At 69.4% G+C, this 15,176-nt stretch carries 14 protein-coding genes and 1 pseudogene; 13 read left to right on the top strand and 2 right to left on the bottom strand.

Annotated elements, in window-relative coordinates; all coding sequences use genetic code 11:
• Positions 1 to 53 precede the first annotated feature (53 nt).
• From ACSJDS_RS13045 to ACSJDS_RS13070, 6 genes and pseudogenes are all read left to right on the top strand, one after another.
• Positions 54 to 1,372: pseudogene (locus ACSJDS_RS13045) on the top strand (PqiA/YebS family transporter subunit).
• Complete coding sequence (gene pqiB / locus ACSJDS_RS13050; RefSeq protein WP_473033637.1) at positions 1,369 to 3,048, top strand: intermembrane transport protein PqiB; 1,680 nt, start codon at positions 1,369 to 1,371, stop codon at positions 3,046 to 3,048. The pseudogene ACSJDS_RS13045 and the gene pqiB overlap by 4 nt, the downstream one beginning before the upstream one ends.
• A 6-nt stretch (positions 3,049 to 3,054) precedes the next feature.
• On the top strand, positions 3,055 to 3,648 hold the full coding sequence (locus ACSJDS_RS13055) for a PqiC family protein (protein ID WP_473033638.1): 594 nt from the start codon (positions 3,055 to 3,057) through the stop codon (positions 3,646 to 3,648).
• 231 nt (positions 3,649 to 3,879) lie between these two features.
• On the top strand, positions 3,880 to 5,175 hold the full coding sequence (locus ACSJDS_RS13060; RefSeq protein ID WP_473033640.1) for a DEAD/DEAH box helicase: 1,296 nt from the start codon (positions 3,880 to 3,882) through the stop codon (positions 5,173 to 5,175).
• A 132-nt stretch (positions 5,176 to 5,307) separates the two neighbouring features.
• On the top strand, positions 5,308 to 5,847 hold the full coding sequence (locus ACSJDS_RS13065) for a hypothetical protein (protein WP_473033642.1): 540 nt from the start codon (positions 5,308 to 5,310) through the stop codon (positions 5,845 to 5,847).
• Complete coding sequence (locus tag ACSJDS_RS13070; RefSeq protein ID WP_473033643.1) at positions 5,837 to 7,048, top strand: MFS transporter; 1,212 nt, start codon at positions 5,837 to 5,839, stop codon at positions 7,046 to 7,048. The genes ACSJDS_RS13065 and ACSJDS_RS13070 overlap by 11 nt, the downstream gene beginning before the upstream one ends.
• Before the next feature lie 443 nt (positions 7,049 to 7,491).
• Here ACSJDS_RS13070 and ACSJDS_RS13075 read toward each other — a convergent pair whose 3' ends face one another.
• Together ACSJDS_RS13075 and ACSJDS_RS13080 are read right to left on the bottom strand one after the other, a co-directional pair.
• Positions 7,492 to 8,520, bottom strand: coding sequence for an IS110 family RNA-guided transposase (locus ACSJDS_RS13075; protein WP_473033380.1), 1,029 nt, complete (start codon positions 8,518 to 8,520; stop codon positions 7,492 to 7,494).
• A 185-nt stretch (positions 8,521 to 8,705) separates the two neighbouring features.
• Positions 8,706 to 9,593 (bottom strand): DMT family transporter, encoded by an 888-nt coding sequence (locus ACSJDS_RS13080; RefSeq protein WP_473033644.1) that lies wholly within the window; start codon positions 9,591 to 9,593, stop codon positions 8,706 to 8,708.
• 139 nt (positions 9,594 to 9,732) lie between these two features.
• Here ACSJDS_RS13080 and ACSJDS_RS13085 point away from each other — a divergent pair, with 139 nt between their 5' ends.
• From ACSJDS_RS13085 to ACSJDS_RS13115, 7 genes are read left to right on the top strand one after another with little or no spacing between them, the layout of a single operon-like run.
• A complete protein-coding gene (locus ACSJDS_RS13085; RefSeq protein WP_473033645.1) occupies positions 9,733 to 9,975 on the top strand; it encodes an ATP-binding cassette domain-containing protein in 243 nt (80 codons plus the stop codon).
• 53 nt (positions 9,976 to 10,028) lie between these two features.
• The gene (locus tag ACSJDS_RS13090) at positions 10,029 to 10,970 is read left to right on the top strand and encodes an ABC transporter ATP-binding protein (protein WP_473033646.1); all 942 of its coding nucleotides are present in this window, start codon (positions 10,029 to 10,031) and stop codon (positions 10,968 to 10,970) included.
• Positions 10,904 to 11,815: an ABC transporter permease gene (locus ACSJDS_RS13095; protein WP_473033647.1), complete on the top strand. Its 912-nt coding sequence runs from the start codon at positions 10,904 to 10,906 to the stop codon at positions 11,813 to 11,815. Before ACSJDS_RS13090 ends, ACSJDS_RS13095 begins: the two co-directional genes overlap by 67 nt.
• Positions 11,737 to 12,837: an ABC transporter permease gene (locus tag ACSJDS_RS13100; protein ID WP_473033648.1), complete on the top strand. Its 1,101-nt coding sequence runs from the start codon at positions 11,737 to 11,739 to the stop codon at positions 12,835 to 12,837. The genes ACSJDS_RS13095 and ACSJDS_RS13100 overlap by 79 nt, the downstream gene beginning before the upstream one ends.
• Positions 12,838 to 12,851: 14 nt before the next feature.
• Positions 12,852 to 13,505: an efflux RND transporter periplasmic adaptor subunit gene (locus ACSJDS_RS13105; RefSeq protein WP_473033649.1), complete on the top strand. Its 654-nt coding sequence runs from the start codon at positions 12,852 to 12,854 to the stop codon at positions 13,503 to 13,505.
• Positions 13,499 to 14,062 (top strand): efflux RND transporter periplasmic adaptor subunit, encoded by a 564-nt coding sequence (locus ACSJDS_RS13110; protein WP_473033650.1) that lies wholly within the window; start codon positions 13,499 to 13,501, stop codon positions 14,060 to 14,062. The genes ACSJDS_RS13105 and ACSJDS_RS13110 overlap by 7 nt, the downstream gene beginning before the upstream one ends.
• Positions 14,063 to 14,108: 46 nt before the next feature.
• On the top strand, positions 14,109 to 15,161 hold the full coding sequence (locus ACSJDS_RS13115; RefSeq protein WP_473033651.1) for an asparaginase: 1,053 nt from the start codon (positions 14,109 to 14,111) through the stop codon (positions 15,159 to 15,161).
• Positions 15,162 to 15,176: the final 15 nt, after the last annotated feature.

The raw sequence follows: 15,176 nt of genomic DNA on the forward strand, positions 1-15,176 counted from the left end.
TTCGTCTCAGGTAATCATCGCCGGTGTACAGGCCCCCTTTTACGCTTCCATCACTGCCGCGGGGCGAGCCCCGGGTCGATCAGACACCGCCGGAGGTGCGCACGTCACGGCGCCGGCTGCGCGCCTGTCATGAGTGTGACTGGCTGGTTGCCCTGCCGCCGCTGAGCCCCGGCGAGAAGGCCGACTGCCCGCGCTGCGGCCATACCCTGGCCAGCCGCCACCATCGGCCGGCCCAGCGCAGCATGGCGCTGGCCCTATCGGCGCTGGTGGCGCTTCTGCTGGCAATCTCCTTTCCCTTCGTCAGCTTCAACGTCGGCGGAATCGGCAATCGCATCGAACTCTCGCAGACCGCCACCACGCTGATCGGCTTCCACCAGCCCATCGTCGCCATTGCGGTGATTCTCACCATCGTCGTGCTGCCGGCCGTCTATCTGAGCGGCGTGATCTGGCTGCAGGGGGTCTGTTGCGCGGCCAGCCGCTGCCGGCCAGCCGCAGCATCGCCCGTTCGCTAGCCCATCTGCACCCCTGGATGATGGCTGACGTCTTCATCATTGGCGCCCTGGTCAGCCTGATCAAGGTGGCCGGCATGGCCCAGATCGAATTCGGCATCTCCTTCTGGGCCTTCTGCGTGTTCGCCCTGCTGCTGCTGCTGACCACCCAGTCTCTCGACGCCGACTGGATGTGGTTCTCGCTGACCGGCGAGCCCCTGGCTCCCCCGGGGGCCCGCACCGGCAGCACCGCCGCCTCCCAGGGGCTCACCGGCTGCCCCACCTGCGGGCTGGTCAATCGCCTGGACGAACGCGGACACGGCCAGTGCCGACGCTGCGGTGAGCGGCTGCACGCTCGCCTGCCCCACAGCCTTCAGCGCACCTGGGCCCTGCTGGCGGCAGCGACGGTGATGTACCTGCCGGCCAACCTCTACCCGATCATGACCACCACCAGCCTGGGGCAGACCTCCACCTCGACCATCATCGGCGGCGTGGTCGAGCTGGTACAGATGGGCTCCTGGCCGGTGGCACTGGTGATCTTCGTGGCCAGCGTGATCGTGCCCGTCGGCAAGCTGGTCGCTCTGGCCTGGCTTTGCCTGGTGGTCGAGCGCAGCCATGAACTCAACGCCGGGGCCCGAACCCGGCTCTACCGACTGACCGAGTTCATCGGCCGTTGGTCCATGGTGGACGTCTTCGTGGTGGCCATCCTGGTGGCGCTGATTCGCGCCGGCTCGCTGATGTCGATCACCCCCGGGCCGGCCGCCCTGGCCTTCGGCGCCGTGGTGGTGCTGACCATGCTGGCCGCCATGACCTTCGACCCCCGACTGATCTGGGACACGCCGCTGCCGCGTGATGCCCGCCATACACGAGGAACCCCCGGATGAGCGAGACGCCCCGCGACCCCGACACCCCGCGCGATTTGCATCGCGCCAGGCGCTCTCCCCAGGCTCGGCTCTCGCCGATCTGGATCGTCCCCATCGTGGCCATCCTAATCGGCCTCTGGCTGGTCTACGACAACTATCGCAGCCGCGGGCCGCTGATCACCCTGACCATGAGCAACGCCGAGGGGATCGAGGCCGGCAGCACCCTGATCAAGACCCGCAACGTGCAGGTCGGCCGGGTCGAGCGGGTGCAGCTCGCCGACGATCTCAGCCATACCGTGATCACCGCGCGCATGGCGCCGAACACCGAGGCCATGCTCACCGAGGAGAGCCGCTTCTGGGTGGTCAAGCCGCGCATCGGGCGCGAAGGCATCAGCGGGCTGGGCACCGTGCTGTCCGGCGCCTACCTGCAGCTCGAACCGGGCCCCGGGGAGCCGGGGCGGCGCAACTTCGAGGTCAGCGACCTGCCGCCGGTTTCCCCCGCCGGCGTGGCCGGGCTGCGCATCAGCCTGATCAGCCAGCTGGGCAACTCCCTGCGGGTCGGCGACCCGGTCACCTACCAGGGCTATACCGTGGGCCGCGTCGAGGAGGTGCGATTCGACGCCGAGGCACGACGCATGGAGCAGCGGATCTTCGTCGAGAGCCCCTACGACCGCCTGGTCACCGACAGTACCCGTTTCTGGTCGGCCAGCGGGGTCGACCTGCGCCTGGATGCCGACGGCATCCGGGTCAACGTCGAATCCTTGGAGGCGCTGCTGGGCGGCGGAGTGACCTTCGGCGTGCCCGAGGACCTGCCCCCGGGCACACCGGTGGCCAACGACACCACCTTCAACCTCTATGCCGACGAGGACACCGCCCGCCAGGGCACCTTCGACCGCTACCTGGAATACGTGCTGCTGGTGGACGACACCGTGCGCGGCCTGTCTCGCGGCGCCCCGGTAGAGTTTCGCGGCGTGCGCATCGGCACCGTCGCGGCGGTACCCTGGCAGTTCAACGCCCCCCAGCCGGAGACCCGCAGCGGCTTCTCGATCCCGGTACTGATCCGCATCGAGCCCCAGCGGTTGGGCATCGACAATCAGGACGTGGACCTTGCGGAGTGGGAAGCCCGCTTCGAACGGCTGTTCAACCTTGGGCTGCACGCCTCGCTGAAGTCCGGCAACCTGCTCACCGGCGCCCTATTCGTGGATCTCAACTTCCAGCGCGACGAGGCCGGCCGCTACGTCGCCGAGTCCTTCGCCCAGCGCACCGTCTTCCCCACCACCTCGGCCGGCTTCGCGCAGATCGAGGCCCAGGTCACGGCGCTGCTCGACAAGCTCAACGCCCTGGAGATCGAGCCGCTGTTGGCCGGGCTGGACCGCAACCTGGAGAGTTCCCAGGCCATGCTCGAAGAGGTGCGCGAGCTCGGCGGAGCCTTCCAGGCGCTGCTCGACGACCCCGGCACCCGCGAGCTGCCCCGCAACCTCAACGCCACCCTGGTCTCGCTACGCGATACCCTGGACGGCATGGCGCCAGACTCCAGCGCCTATCGCGAGCTGACCGCCGCGGCCGAGCGCCTGGAGCGGCTGATGCGCGACCTGCAGCCGGTGGCCCGCACCCTGAACGAGAATCCCCGCGCCCTGCTGTTCGACAACCTGGATACCGTCGACCCCCAGCCGCGTGCGCCCCGACGAGCCCCTTGAGGAAGGATGCCCCATGAGAGCCATGCCCTGGATCATCGCCGCCGCTGCCCTGCTCTGGCTGGGGGCTGCGCCACGCCGAGCGCGCCCCACCAGCGCTACACCCTGCCCGGCAGCGACGCCCCCCCGGCCGCCGCCGGCGCCGACGCCGAGCAGGTACTCAAGGTCCGCCCGCCGCGGCTGGCCCACTACCTGGACGTGGATGGCATCGTGCTGCAGCTCGACGACATCACCCTCAACGAGGCGCGCCAGCATCTCTGGGCGGAGCCGCTGGCCCGCCAGCTGGAGCGCGGCCTGCGCAGCCGGCTCGCCGAGGCGCTGCCCGACACCCGGGTGATCCGCGATGACGGCCAGGGCAGCAGCGATGAAGCGCTCACGCTCAGGCTCGAGATCGACCGCTTCCAGGGCCGCTACGACGGCATGGCGCTGGCCAGCGGGCAGTGGCAGCTTCACGCCCCCGACGGCCGACTGCTGGCCACGGAACACTTCCGTGTCGCCACGGAGCTTGCCGACGACGGCTATCCGGCCCTGGTGCGGGCGCTCGGCCACAGCTGGGACCAGGTGGCCGACCAGATCGGCGACGCCATTCGTCGCCAGCCGTAGCGCTGCTGGAGCGCCCGGTTCGGCGTCGCGACTGACGCCGATAGGCGCCCCGGCGATGGGCGAGAATGCGAAATTGCTGCGTCGGCGGCGCTGTTCTGGCATACTGTGGCCTCGCGGCATTCATCGAGTCCCTCCTGCCGCGCCCCTGAACCGATTCTTTTACGCCTTCGCCAGGGACTGGTCGCGCGCCTGATGCACGCGGCGCGGCGAAGACGACTCTGCGGAGACCGCATGACCTTTTCCGACCTCGGCCTGCGTGCCGAACTGCTCCGTGCCGTGGAGGCACAGGGCTACAGCGTTCCGACCCCGATTCAGCGCCAGGCCATTCCCGCCGTGCTCAAGGGCGGCGACCTGCTGGCCAGCGCCCAGACCGGCACCGGCAAGACCGCCGGCTTCACCCTGCCGCTGCTGCAGCGCCTGGCCGATGGCCCGCGCCCCGGCAAGCGCCAGATCCGCGCCCTGGTGCTCACCCCCACCCGGGAACTCGCCGCCCAGGTGGGCGAGAGCGTGGCCGACTACGGCCGCCACCTGACCCTGAAGAGCCACGTGATCTTCGGCGGCGTGGGTCAGCAGCCCCAGGTGGACGCCATCCGCCCGGGCCTCGACGTGCTCGTCGCCACCCCCGGGCGCCTGCTCGACCTCCAGCAGCAGAAGCACGTCGACCTCTCCCGGGTCGAGATCCTGGTGCTCGACGAGGCCGACCGCATGCTCGACATGGGCTTTATTCACGACATCAAGAAGGTGCTGCGCCTGCTGCCCGAGAAGCGTCAGAACCTGCTCTTCTCGGCGACCTTCTCCAACGAGATTCAGGCGCTGGCCGGCAAGCTGCTCGACAACCCCGAGACCATCGAGGTCGCCCGGCGCAACACCACCGCCGAGACCGTGGACCAGGCCATCTACCGGGTCGACCGGGAGAAGAAGCGCGACCTCCTCGCCCACCTGATCAGCCAGCATAACTGGCACCAGGTACTGGTCTTCACCCGTACCAAGCACGGCGCCAACCGCCTGGCCGAACAGCTCTCCAAGCAGGAGATCCCGGCCATGGCGATCCACGGCAACAAGAGCCAGTCGGCGCGCACCCGGGCCCTGGCCGCCTTCAAGACCGGCGACCTGCAGGTGCTGGTGGCCACCGATATCGCCGCCCGCGGCCTGGACATCAGCGAGCTGCCCCACGTGGTCAACTTCGAGCTGCCCAATGTCGCCGAGGACTACGTGCATCGCATCGGCCGCACCGGCCGCGCCGGCAGCGAGGGCCAGGCGGTATCGCTGGTCTGCGTCGACGAGCACGGCCTGCTCAAGGGCATCGAGCGGCTGATCAAGCGCGACCTGGAGAAGCGCATCGAGCCCGGCTTCGAGCCCGACCCCAACGCCAAGCCCGAGCCCATCGAGAACGGCCGTAACCGCCGCGGCGGCAATGGCGGCGGGCGCGGCGGACGCGGCAACGCTCAGGGCCAGCGGCGCGGCGACGCGCCGAGTGGCACAGGTCGTCGGCGGCGTCGTGGCGGCCAGGGGGCTCGCCAGGCCTGACGTCCTGCTTGAACCCGCGCATGGCAGTCTACAACGCAATATGCCAATGTAGGCTGCCATTTTCCCGGCGCCGACTGGAGAGGACAGGGGAATGCGCTCACGCCAGCGCTCCACGACAACTGCGAGCCAGCCATGCTGAAGTGGCTATCCGGCAAGAAGCCCATTTCGGTATGGGCCATCAAGCAGATCGATGGCGGCCTGCTGCATCTTTGCGGACAAGCCCAGGTGACCCCCGAGAAGAAGCGCAGCAGCACGCTGGCGGCACTGAACGAGGGTCGCTACCAGGGCGCCGTCAGCATGGCCGGCAGCGGCCCGGTGCTCAATGCCCGGCTGTTTGCTGCCCTGGTACCGGTCGAGGATCTTACCCTGGATGCCCAGGGCCAGGCCCACTGGCGGGGTCGCTGCTGGCTGGTCTCACAGGTGCCCCAACGCTGCTGGACCTACGAAGGACGACTCACTCCCCAGCGCCAGAACGGCCAGCCGCCGCTGGTCAGCGTCGAAGACGTATCCAACATACGCCGCCAGGCGCGGATCAGCCAAGACCCACAGGTGGTGCCGTTCGGCCATATGGGGCCCGACGACCATCCGCTGATCGCCCCTCTCGACGGTGAGCACACCCGCCCGACGCGGCCGGGAAAGGGCTGGGAACGGCGAGACGACGATGACGCCTAGTGGACCCAACGTAAAACGACTGCTGCTGTTTCTATTTCTGATGGTGCTGGTGGGCCTCAACCTGCGCCCCGCCCTCTCCTCTCTGGCCCCGCTGCTGGTCCGGGTCCAGCAGGAGACCGGGCTCTCGCCGCTGGCGATCGGCGCCCTCACCACCCTGCCGGTGCTCTGCCTCGGCATCTTCGCTCCCCTGGCCCCCTGGCTGACCAAACGGCTGGGCGCCGAGCGTACCCTGTCGCTGGCCCTGGGCCTCTTGATCGTCGGCCTGGCGGTGCGCGGCATCCCGCCCCTCCCGCTGCTGTTCGCCGGCACCCTGCTGGTCGGCGCGGCCATCGGCGTGGCCGGTACCCTGCTGCCGGCGCTGGTCAAGCGCGAACTCCCCGGCAGCGCCGACCTGATGACTGGCGTCTACACCATGGCACTGTGTCTGGGTGGCGCCTTGGGCGCCGGCCTGAGCATTCCCCTGGCCAACCTGCTCGGCAGCTGGCAGGCCAGCCTGATCAGCTGGGCGCTGCTGGCCGCCGCCGCTCTGGCCGCCTGGGTCGGGCTCATGCCGCGTGCGCCCCAGGCCGCTGGCCTGAGCCCTCCCGGCAGCTCCATGCGCCAGCTGCTCAGCCAGCCGCTGGCCTGGCAGGTCATGCTGCTGATGGGCAGTCAGTCCTCGCTGGCCTACATCGTCTTCGGCTGGCTGCCAACCCTGCTGCAGACGCGCGGCTACGGGGAATCGGAGGCCGGCTGGCTGATGGGCGCCTCGGTGATGGTGCAGCTGATCTCGGCGCTGGGCGCGCCCTGGCTGGCACGCCTGGGCCGCGACCAGCGACCCGCCCTGCTGCTGGTGCTGGCCTGCGTGGCCGCCGGGCTGTGGCTGCTGCTGCTCGGCCCGTACGGCTGGCGCTGGGCCGGCGTGGTGCTGCTCGGCCTCGGCCAGGGGGGCTGCTTCAGCCTGGCGCTGACGCTGATCGTGCTGCGCACCGCCAACTCGCGCCTGGCCGGCAAGCTCTCCGGCCTGGCCCAGGGCGGCGGCTACACCCTGGCGGCCTTGGGGCCGCTGGCCGTGGGCGTGCTGCTCCAGCTCGACGTGAGCCTGGCCACCGTTACCACGGTGCTGCTGCTGATCGTCGCCGTTGCCGCCGGCTTCGCGCTGCTGGCGGGCCGCAACCGGCGCCTGGATGTGGATGACAACGGCCAACTGGTGACACGCTAAGGGTGTGGCAGCGTCGGTGGAAAAGTAGCTGCAGGAGCGCTCGGTTCGGCGCTCCGACTCCGCATCGCGACTGGCGCCGATAGGCGCCTTGGCGGAGGCTGCAGCGTTAGCTGTCATCGCCAACTCTGGACAACACCGCCGGGAGGCCTTCGGCCTCCAGTCGTGAGCTGAAGCTTCCTTATATGGACCCGTCCCGTTGTGCAAGCCCGACACGTATCGGCGGGGGTGAGACTGCACGCTTATATCCGGCCTGTCAGTGGCACTTCGTCGGTACCTGGCCATGATGGGATGCGCGCTCTCCGATCTGATCTCCTACTCGGCCTCACGAGTGGCCATACAGCTTCACAGAGTGGCGGAGAGCCGGTCTGACCTGTCCTGCCATCTACGTACGTACCTGCGCAACCTCCGGGGGAATCTAAGTTATTTCATGCCATCTTCGTGCTTCACGGCATGGCTGTGTAGCGCGTGTCACGCGCCATCACCGCCCAGCAGATTCTGCCGAGCTTGTTCGCCAGGGCGACAGTGGCCTTGGCAGCGCCGCGTCGCGCGGCCAAGGAGCATGCCCAACGTGCCAACCGATCCGGCTGTTGCTGGCGCTGCAAGGCACGCAAGGCCGCTCGGGCACCATGCACGAGCTGTCGACGCACCTCGCCGTTGCCCCGTCTGGAGATGCCCATCAATCGCTCCTTGCCGCCACTCGAGTGCTGGCGGGGCACCAAGCCAATCGAGGCGCTGAAGGCGCGGCCATTGGCAAACCGTTTCGGATCGCCGATATGGCTGACCAGCAAGGTGGCATTGACCGGCCCGATGCCGGGCACGCTCATCAAGCGCTGACAAACCGGCGTCGTCTTGGCCAGCCGTGCCAGGCGCTGATCATAGGCACGGATGCGGGCATCCAGCGCCAGCCACTGGTCCAGGACATCATCCAGTACCACGAAGAGGTCGTCGCCCAGCTGGGCTCGATGCTCGGCGAGCACGCGCCTGACCTCCCCCTGGCGAAACACCGAGTGCCCCTTGGCCACGATGATCCCCATTTCGGCGAGCAAGCCATGCAGCTCATTACCCAGCGCCGTCCGGCTGGTGATGGCCCGTGAGCGCACGCGATGCATCGCCTGCAGCGCTTGCTGTTCCAGTGTCTTGGGCGCCACCCGTGGCGTGGCATCCCGGGCCGCTGCCTCGGCAATCGCGCGGGCATCCCGGGCGTCGCTCTTGTGCCCGAGGACGAAGGGCTTCACGTACTGGGGCGGAATCAACTGGACCTCATGCCCCAGCGCCTGGATCTCCCTGGCCCAGTAATGGGCCCCACCGCAGGCCTCCATGGCGACAACGCAGCGAGGCAGTTGGGCTAGCGTGGTGGGAAATGCCGAGCGTGACACCGTTTTGCTGAACACCTGCCGCCCTTTGGAATCGACGGCGTGAAGTTGAAAGACATGCTTGGCGAGATCGATCCCGACGATGCTAATGTGATTCATGGATGGACCCTCTCTTCGAGATGCCGTGTGGTGCCCCGTGCACCCAAGATGGCGTTGCAAACTCATCTTGGCACAGGGAGGGACGGGTCCATCCCATTTCCTACAATCGCGACTGGCGCCGATAGGCGCCTTGGCGGGGGCTGCAGCGTTAGCTGTCACCGCCAACCCTGGGCGACACCACCTCGCTACCGGCGCTGGGAAATGGCCACACCCACCAGGATCAACACCAGCGCCAGCAGGTGGTTCCACTCGGGCCGCTCGCCCAGAAAGAGAATCCCAATGACCACCGCCCAAAGCGGAATCAGGTAGTTGATCAGCGACAGGAAGGTCGGCCCCGCCGCGGCCACCAGAGTAAAGAAGACCACGCTGCCCAGCGCCGTGCAGACGATGCCCAGCACCAGCACCGCCCAGAGCGCCCCGGCCGACAGCGAGAGCCCGGGGACCGACTCGCCCAGGTAGGGTGACACCGCCAGCGGCAGCGTCAGCAGCCACGCCATCCCCAGCACCAGCGCCGAGGTCGACCAGGCATCGCTGGCTGGCTTGTGGCGCGAGACGATGGCATTCACCGCATAGCAGCAGGCCGCCAGCAATACCGCCAGCTGCGCCAGCAGGCTCTCGCCATACCCGCCCAGCTCGCGCAGCGCGGCGGGGCCGATCAGCGCCAGGATGCCGACGAAGCCGATGCTAAACCCGAGCAGGCGCTGGCGGGTCAGCGTCTCGCCGGGGACCAGGAAGTGCGCCAGCACCAGGGTCACCAGCGGCATCACCGCCATCAGGATCCCCGCCAGGCCGCTGTCGATGCGCTGCTGCCCCCAACTGATCAGCAGAAACGGCGCCATGTTGCCGATCACCGCAATGGCCAACATGAAGCCCCAGACACGGCGCCCCCGGGGCCAGGCCCGCCCCAGCAGCAGTACCAGCGCCAGAAGCCCCAAGGCCGCCACCATGTTGCGCCCGGCCACCACCATGGCCGGGGTCAGCTCCGCCACGGCGATCCGGGTCAGCGCGAAGGAGCTGCCCCAGATGATCGCCAGCGACACCAGCAGCCCCCAGTGGGATAAGGGTCGCGTCATTCGTTCAGCCTCCGTGCCGTCATTGCTTGATCCTTGTCAAAGGCAGTACGACTTACCTTTTGCCGATTGCCGTTCACCATATTCCGCGCGACGCTCCCCCTGCATACTGGATCAAGCCCCCGACCTCAGCAGGTTACCGATGCACGACTCGCCACAGGCGGTGTTCCAGACCCGCGGGCTCAAGCGCTTCTACCCGATGGGCGACGTGACCATCCAAGCGCTGCGCGGCGTCGACCTGGAGCTCTTCTCGGGCGAGCTGGTAGTGATGCTGGGCGCCTCCGGCTCAGGCAAGTCGACCCTCCTCAATATCATGGGCGGCCTGGATAGCGCCAGCGAAGGCAGCGTGCACTATATCGACCGGGGCGGCAGACCCATGAACTGACCCACGCCAGCCAGCGGCAGCTGACCGAGTTTCGCCGCCACCACGTGGGCTTCGTGTTTCAGTTCTACAACCTGATCTCGAGCCTCACCGCCCGGGAGAACGTGGCCATCGTCACCGACATCAGCCGCGCGCCCATGGCGCCGGAGGAGGCCCTGGCCATGGTCGACCTGGCGCATCGCCTCGACCACTTCCCGTCGCAGCTCTCCGGCGGCGAGCAGCAGCGAGTGGCCATCGCCCGGGCCATCGCCAAGCGCCCCGAGGTGCTGCTCTGCGACGAGCCCACCGGGGCACTGGACTTTCGCACCGGCATTCGCGTGCTGGAAGTGCTCGAGACCCTCAACCGCACCACCGGCACCACCCTGGCGATCATCACCCACAACGAGGTGATCGGCGAAATGGCCGACCGGGTGATTCGCCTGCGCGACGGCCAGGTGGGGACATCCACGTCAACGCCCGGCGCACCCCGCCCGGCGAGCTGCGCTGGTAACGGGGGCACGGCCGTGAGCGTCCTGCATCGCAAGCTGCTGCGCGACCTCTTTCGCCTGAAGGGGCAGTCGCTGGCCATCGCCGCGGTGATCGCCAGCGGCGTGATGACCCTGATCCTCGCCGTGACCACCCTGGACGCCCTGACCCGCGCCCAGTCCGGCTTCTACGCCAGCCACCACTATCCCGACCTCTTCGTCGACGTCAAGCGCGCGCCGCTGGGGCTGGTCGAGCGCCTGCAGACCCTGGAGGGCGTCAGCCGCATGGAACCGCGGGTGCGCGCCCCGGTGCGGCTGTCGGTAGCGGGCTTCGACGATCCGGTGCGCGGCCAGATGCTGTCGCTGCCCGACGGCCGCCAGCCGAACCTGAACCGCCTTCACCTGGTGGCCGGCAGCCTGCCCGAGCCGGGCGCGCTGACCAGGCGGTGGTCAGCGACGCCTTCGCCGTGGCCCATGACCTGGCCCCCGGCGACAGCCTCCAGGCGATCATCGACGGGCGCCAGACCCAACTGACGCTGAGCGGCATCGCCCGCAGCCCGGAGGTGATCTACCAGGCCGCCCCCACCGACCTGCTGCCCGACTATCGGCGCTACGCCATCCTGTGGATGAACCAGCGCGCCCTGGCCAACGCCTTCGGCATGGAGGGGGCCTTCAACCAGCTGCTGGTGACCCTGCAGCCGGGCGCCGACGCCGACACCCTCGGCGACGCCCTGGACGATATCCTGGCCCGCTACGGCGCCACCGGCACCCAGACCCGCCACGACCAGCAGTCGCACCGTTTCCTGGAGGAGGAGCTGGCCCAGCAGCGGGCCCAGGCGGCGATCCTGCCGACGATCTTCCTGGCGGTGTCGGCCTTTCTGCTCAACGTGGTGATGGGCCGGATCATCCAGACCCAGCGCGAGGCGCTGGCCATGCTCAAGGCCTTCGGCTATCGCGACGGCGAGCTGGCCCGCCACTACGGCATGCTGGCGGGGCTCATCGTGCTGCTGGGCTGGGCCCTGGGGGTGGCCCTGGGCGCCTGGGCCGCCCGGGGCTCGCCGGCATCTACGCCGAGTATTTTCGCTTCGCCGAGATGCACTTTCGGGTGCCGCCCTGGGCCATGGCGCTGGCTCTGGCCGTGGCCGGCATCGCGGCCCTGGCGGGGACCTGGCACGCGGTGTGGCGGGCCGTGCGCGAGCCGCCCGCCCAGGCCATGCGCCCGCCGGCGCCCCAGCGCTTCCGGCGCACCTGGCTGGAGCGCGCCGCCTTGGGGTCCGGGCTTAGCCACGAAGCGCGTATCGTGCTGCGCCACCTGCTTCGCCATCCGGCCAAGGCGGGGCTGTCCGTTGCCGGCATCGCGCTCTCCGCCGGCCTGCTGATGATGGGCGCCTATCAGCTCAGCGCGGTCGAAAGGATGCTCGACCAGCAGTATCGGCAGGTGATGCGCATGGATATCGAACTGACCTTCGGTGAGGTGACCCCGGCCCGGGCCGCCGGCGAGCTGCGCCACCAGCCTGGGGTGCTGGCCGTGGAGACCTGGCGCCGGGTGCCGGTGACCCTGCATCACGCCCACCGGGAGTATCGCACCAGCCTGCTGGGCACCGATGCAAAGCCCCAGCTGCGTCAGGTCCTGGACGGCAGCGGGCGCCCCCAGACGGTACCCAGCGACGGCGTGATGCTGACCCGCTTCCTCGCCGATTTTCTCGAGGCCGAGGTAGGCGACGCTCTGGAGATCGCCGTCATGGAGGGGCGCCGCCAGCGGCTCACCCTGCCGCTGGTGGCCTTGGTGGACGAGCCCATCGGTGTCGGCGCCTACCTGCAGCGCGACGCCCTCAACGCCCTGCTCAGTGAAGGGCCGGCCATCAGCGGCGCCTGGCTGCTGGTCGACCCCGACCTGAACGATCACCTGCACCGGGCGCTCCATGGCCTGCCGGCGGTGGCGGGCATCGGCCTGCTGTCGGAGGCCGAGCGCGGCATTCGCGAGTACATGGACGAGACCATCCTGATGTTCGCCCTGGTCTTCGTCGTCCTGGCGGGCTCCATCGCCTTCGGTGTCATCTACAACAACGCTCGCATCACCTTCTCCGAGCGCGCCCGAGAGCTGGCGACCCTGCGCGTGCTCGGCTATACCCGCAGCGAAGTCGCGCGAATTCTGCTCGGCGAGATCGCCCTGATCACCGCCCTGGCCATTCCGCTGGGCTGGCTGATCGGCATCGGGTTCAGCGCCCTGCTCAACCAGGCCTTCAGCAACGACCTGTTTCGCGTACCGCTGGTGCTTACCCCCTACGCCTTCGGCTTCGCCGCCGCCGGCGTCATCCTCGCCTCGCTGGCGGTCGCCCTGCTCGCGGTTCGCCGACTGGGGCGGCTGGACATGATCGCCGTGCTCAAGGCCGTGGAATAACCAAGGAAACCGCCATGCCATCCAGATCCCGAGGCATCAAACGACTGATCGGCGCCATCGCCGCCCTGGCCGCGGTCGGCCTGCTGGGCTGGGCGCTGTGGCCTGCTCCGGTGACGGTCAGCGTGGCCACCGTCAGCGCCGGCCCCTTCGTCGACTCGGTGACCGAGGAGGGCCGCACCCGGCTGCGCGATACCTGGAACGTCTCGGTGCCCATTGCCGGCTACCTGCAGCGCGTCACCCTCGAGGTCGGTGACAGCGTCGAGGAGGGCGATGTGCTGTTCCGGCTCGAACCGACCCCCGCCCCGGCGCTGGACGCGCGCAGCCGGCAGCAGGCCGAGGACAACCTGCAGGCTGCCCAGGCCCGCCTCGGCACCGCCCAGGCCAACCTGGAGACCGCCCGCGCCGAGCGGCGCTTCGCCGAGTCCGAATACCAGCGCTACCGGCGGCTCCACGAGCGCAACCTGGTGGCCACCGCCGACCTGGAGCACCGCCAGAGCCTGCGCGACCGCCAGCGGGCCCTGGAGAACGCCGCGGCCTCCAGCGTCGAGGTCGCCCGCTTCGAGGTGGAGAGTGCCCGTGCCGTACTGGAGGTGGCCAGCGGCCAGCGCAGCACCCCGGGGACACCCCCGAGCTGGCGGTCAATGCCCCGGTCTCCGGCATCGTGCTGACCCGCTACCGCTGCTGCGAAGGCAGCGTGTCGGCCGGCGAGCCGATTCTCGAGCTGGGCCGCCCCGACGATCTCGAGGTGCAGGTGGACCTGCTCTCCATGGACGCCGTGCAGCTGCGTCCCGGTATGGCGGTGAAGCTCAGCGGCTGGGGCGGCGAGACGCTCAGCGGCCAGGTCCGGCGCGTCGAGCCGGCCGGGTTCACGCGCACCTCGGCGCTGGGCGTGGACGAGCAGCGCGTGCCGGTGATCGTCGACTTCGCCGCCGACGCCGTCCCCGCCCGACAGGGGCTGGGCAGCGGCTTTCGCATCGACGCCGAGTTCATCCTCTGGGAAGCCGATGAAGTGCTGCAGATCCCCACCGGCGCGCTGTTCCGCCATCACGGTGACTGGGCGGTCTTCGTCATCGAAAACGGGCGAGCTGTTCGGCGCAGCGTGGAGATCGGCCGCCGCCAGGGCCTGGTGACCCAGGTGCTCGCGGGGTTGAGCGAAGGTGAGACGCTGATCACCCATCCCGGCGAGCGCGTCGATGATGGCGTCAGGGTGAGGAGCGAGGAGTGAAGCGTTATCATGGCGCTTTTCCCGTTGCCGACAGCCAGGAGCCGCCGTGACCGCCTCTTCCCTCGCCGACCCGCCCGTGCTGGTGCTCTACACTGGCGGCACCCTGGGCATGGTCGAGACCGACCAGGGACTCGCCCCGGGCCGTGACTTCGAGGCGCGACTGCGCCGGGCGCTGGCCACCCTGCCCCCGGCGCGCCAGGCGAGCCTCCCCGACTTCGTGCTGCAGGAGAGCCCCGAGCCCATCGACTCCAGCGCCGCCACGCCGCTCGACTGGCAGCGGCTGGGCCGGGCCGTCGCCGCCGCCCTGCCCGACCATACCGGCGTCGTGGTCCTGCACGGCACCGACACCCTGGCTTGGAGCGCGGCGAGTCTCGCCTATCAGCTGCAGGGAGTGGACCGCCCGGTGGTGGTCACCGGCGCCATGCTGCCGCTGGAGGCCGCAGGCAGCGACGCTCTGGCCAATATCGAGCTGGCGCTGCGCTTCGCCGTCCAGCCCGCACTAAAGGAGGTGGCCGTGGCCTTCGCCGGACGCCTGCTGCGCGGGGTGCGCACGCGCAAGTGGCACACCGGCGCGATGAAGGCATTCGTCAGCCCCAACTACCCCCTGCTTGGCGAACGGGTGGACGACCAGGCCGTACTCTATCCCAGTCGCGGGCTCGCCGTGCAACAACGCGGCGCGCCACGCTTCGAGCTTCCCGACTATTCGGGGCTGGCTGCGGGCAGCGTCGTGCGCCTTTCGCTGTGGCCGGGCATCCAGGCCTGGCAGCTGGCCGCCTGGCTGGAGGATGATCGCGTCAAGGGCGCGCTGCTGGAGGTGTGGGGCGGAGGCAACGTACCGGACGACCCGGCGCTGCTGGGCGTATTGGCCAATGCCTGCGGCGAGGGCAAGCTGCTCGCCGCTGCCAGCCAGTGCCCGGAAGGCGGTGTCGCCATGGGGCACTATGCGGCGGGACGAGGTCTGGTCGAGGCCGGCGTGCTGTCGGCCGGCGACATGACGCCGGAGGCGGCGATGACCAAGCTGCTGCACCTGCTCGCGCAGCCGCTGCCCGACGCCGAGCGACGCCGCCGCTTCCTCACCCCCCTGGTGGGCGAGCGTTGAGAGGGGGAGTCCTTC

The sequence above is a fragment of the Halomonas sp. SL18_1 genome (assembly GCF_055755715.1).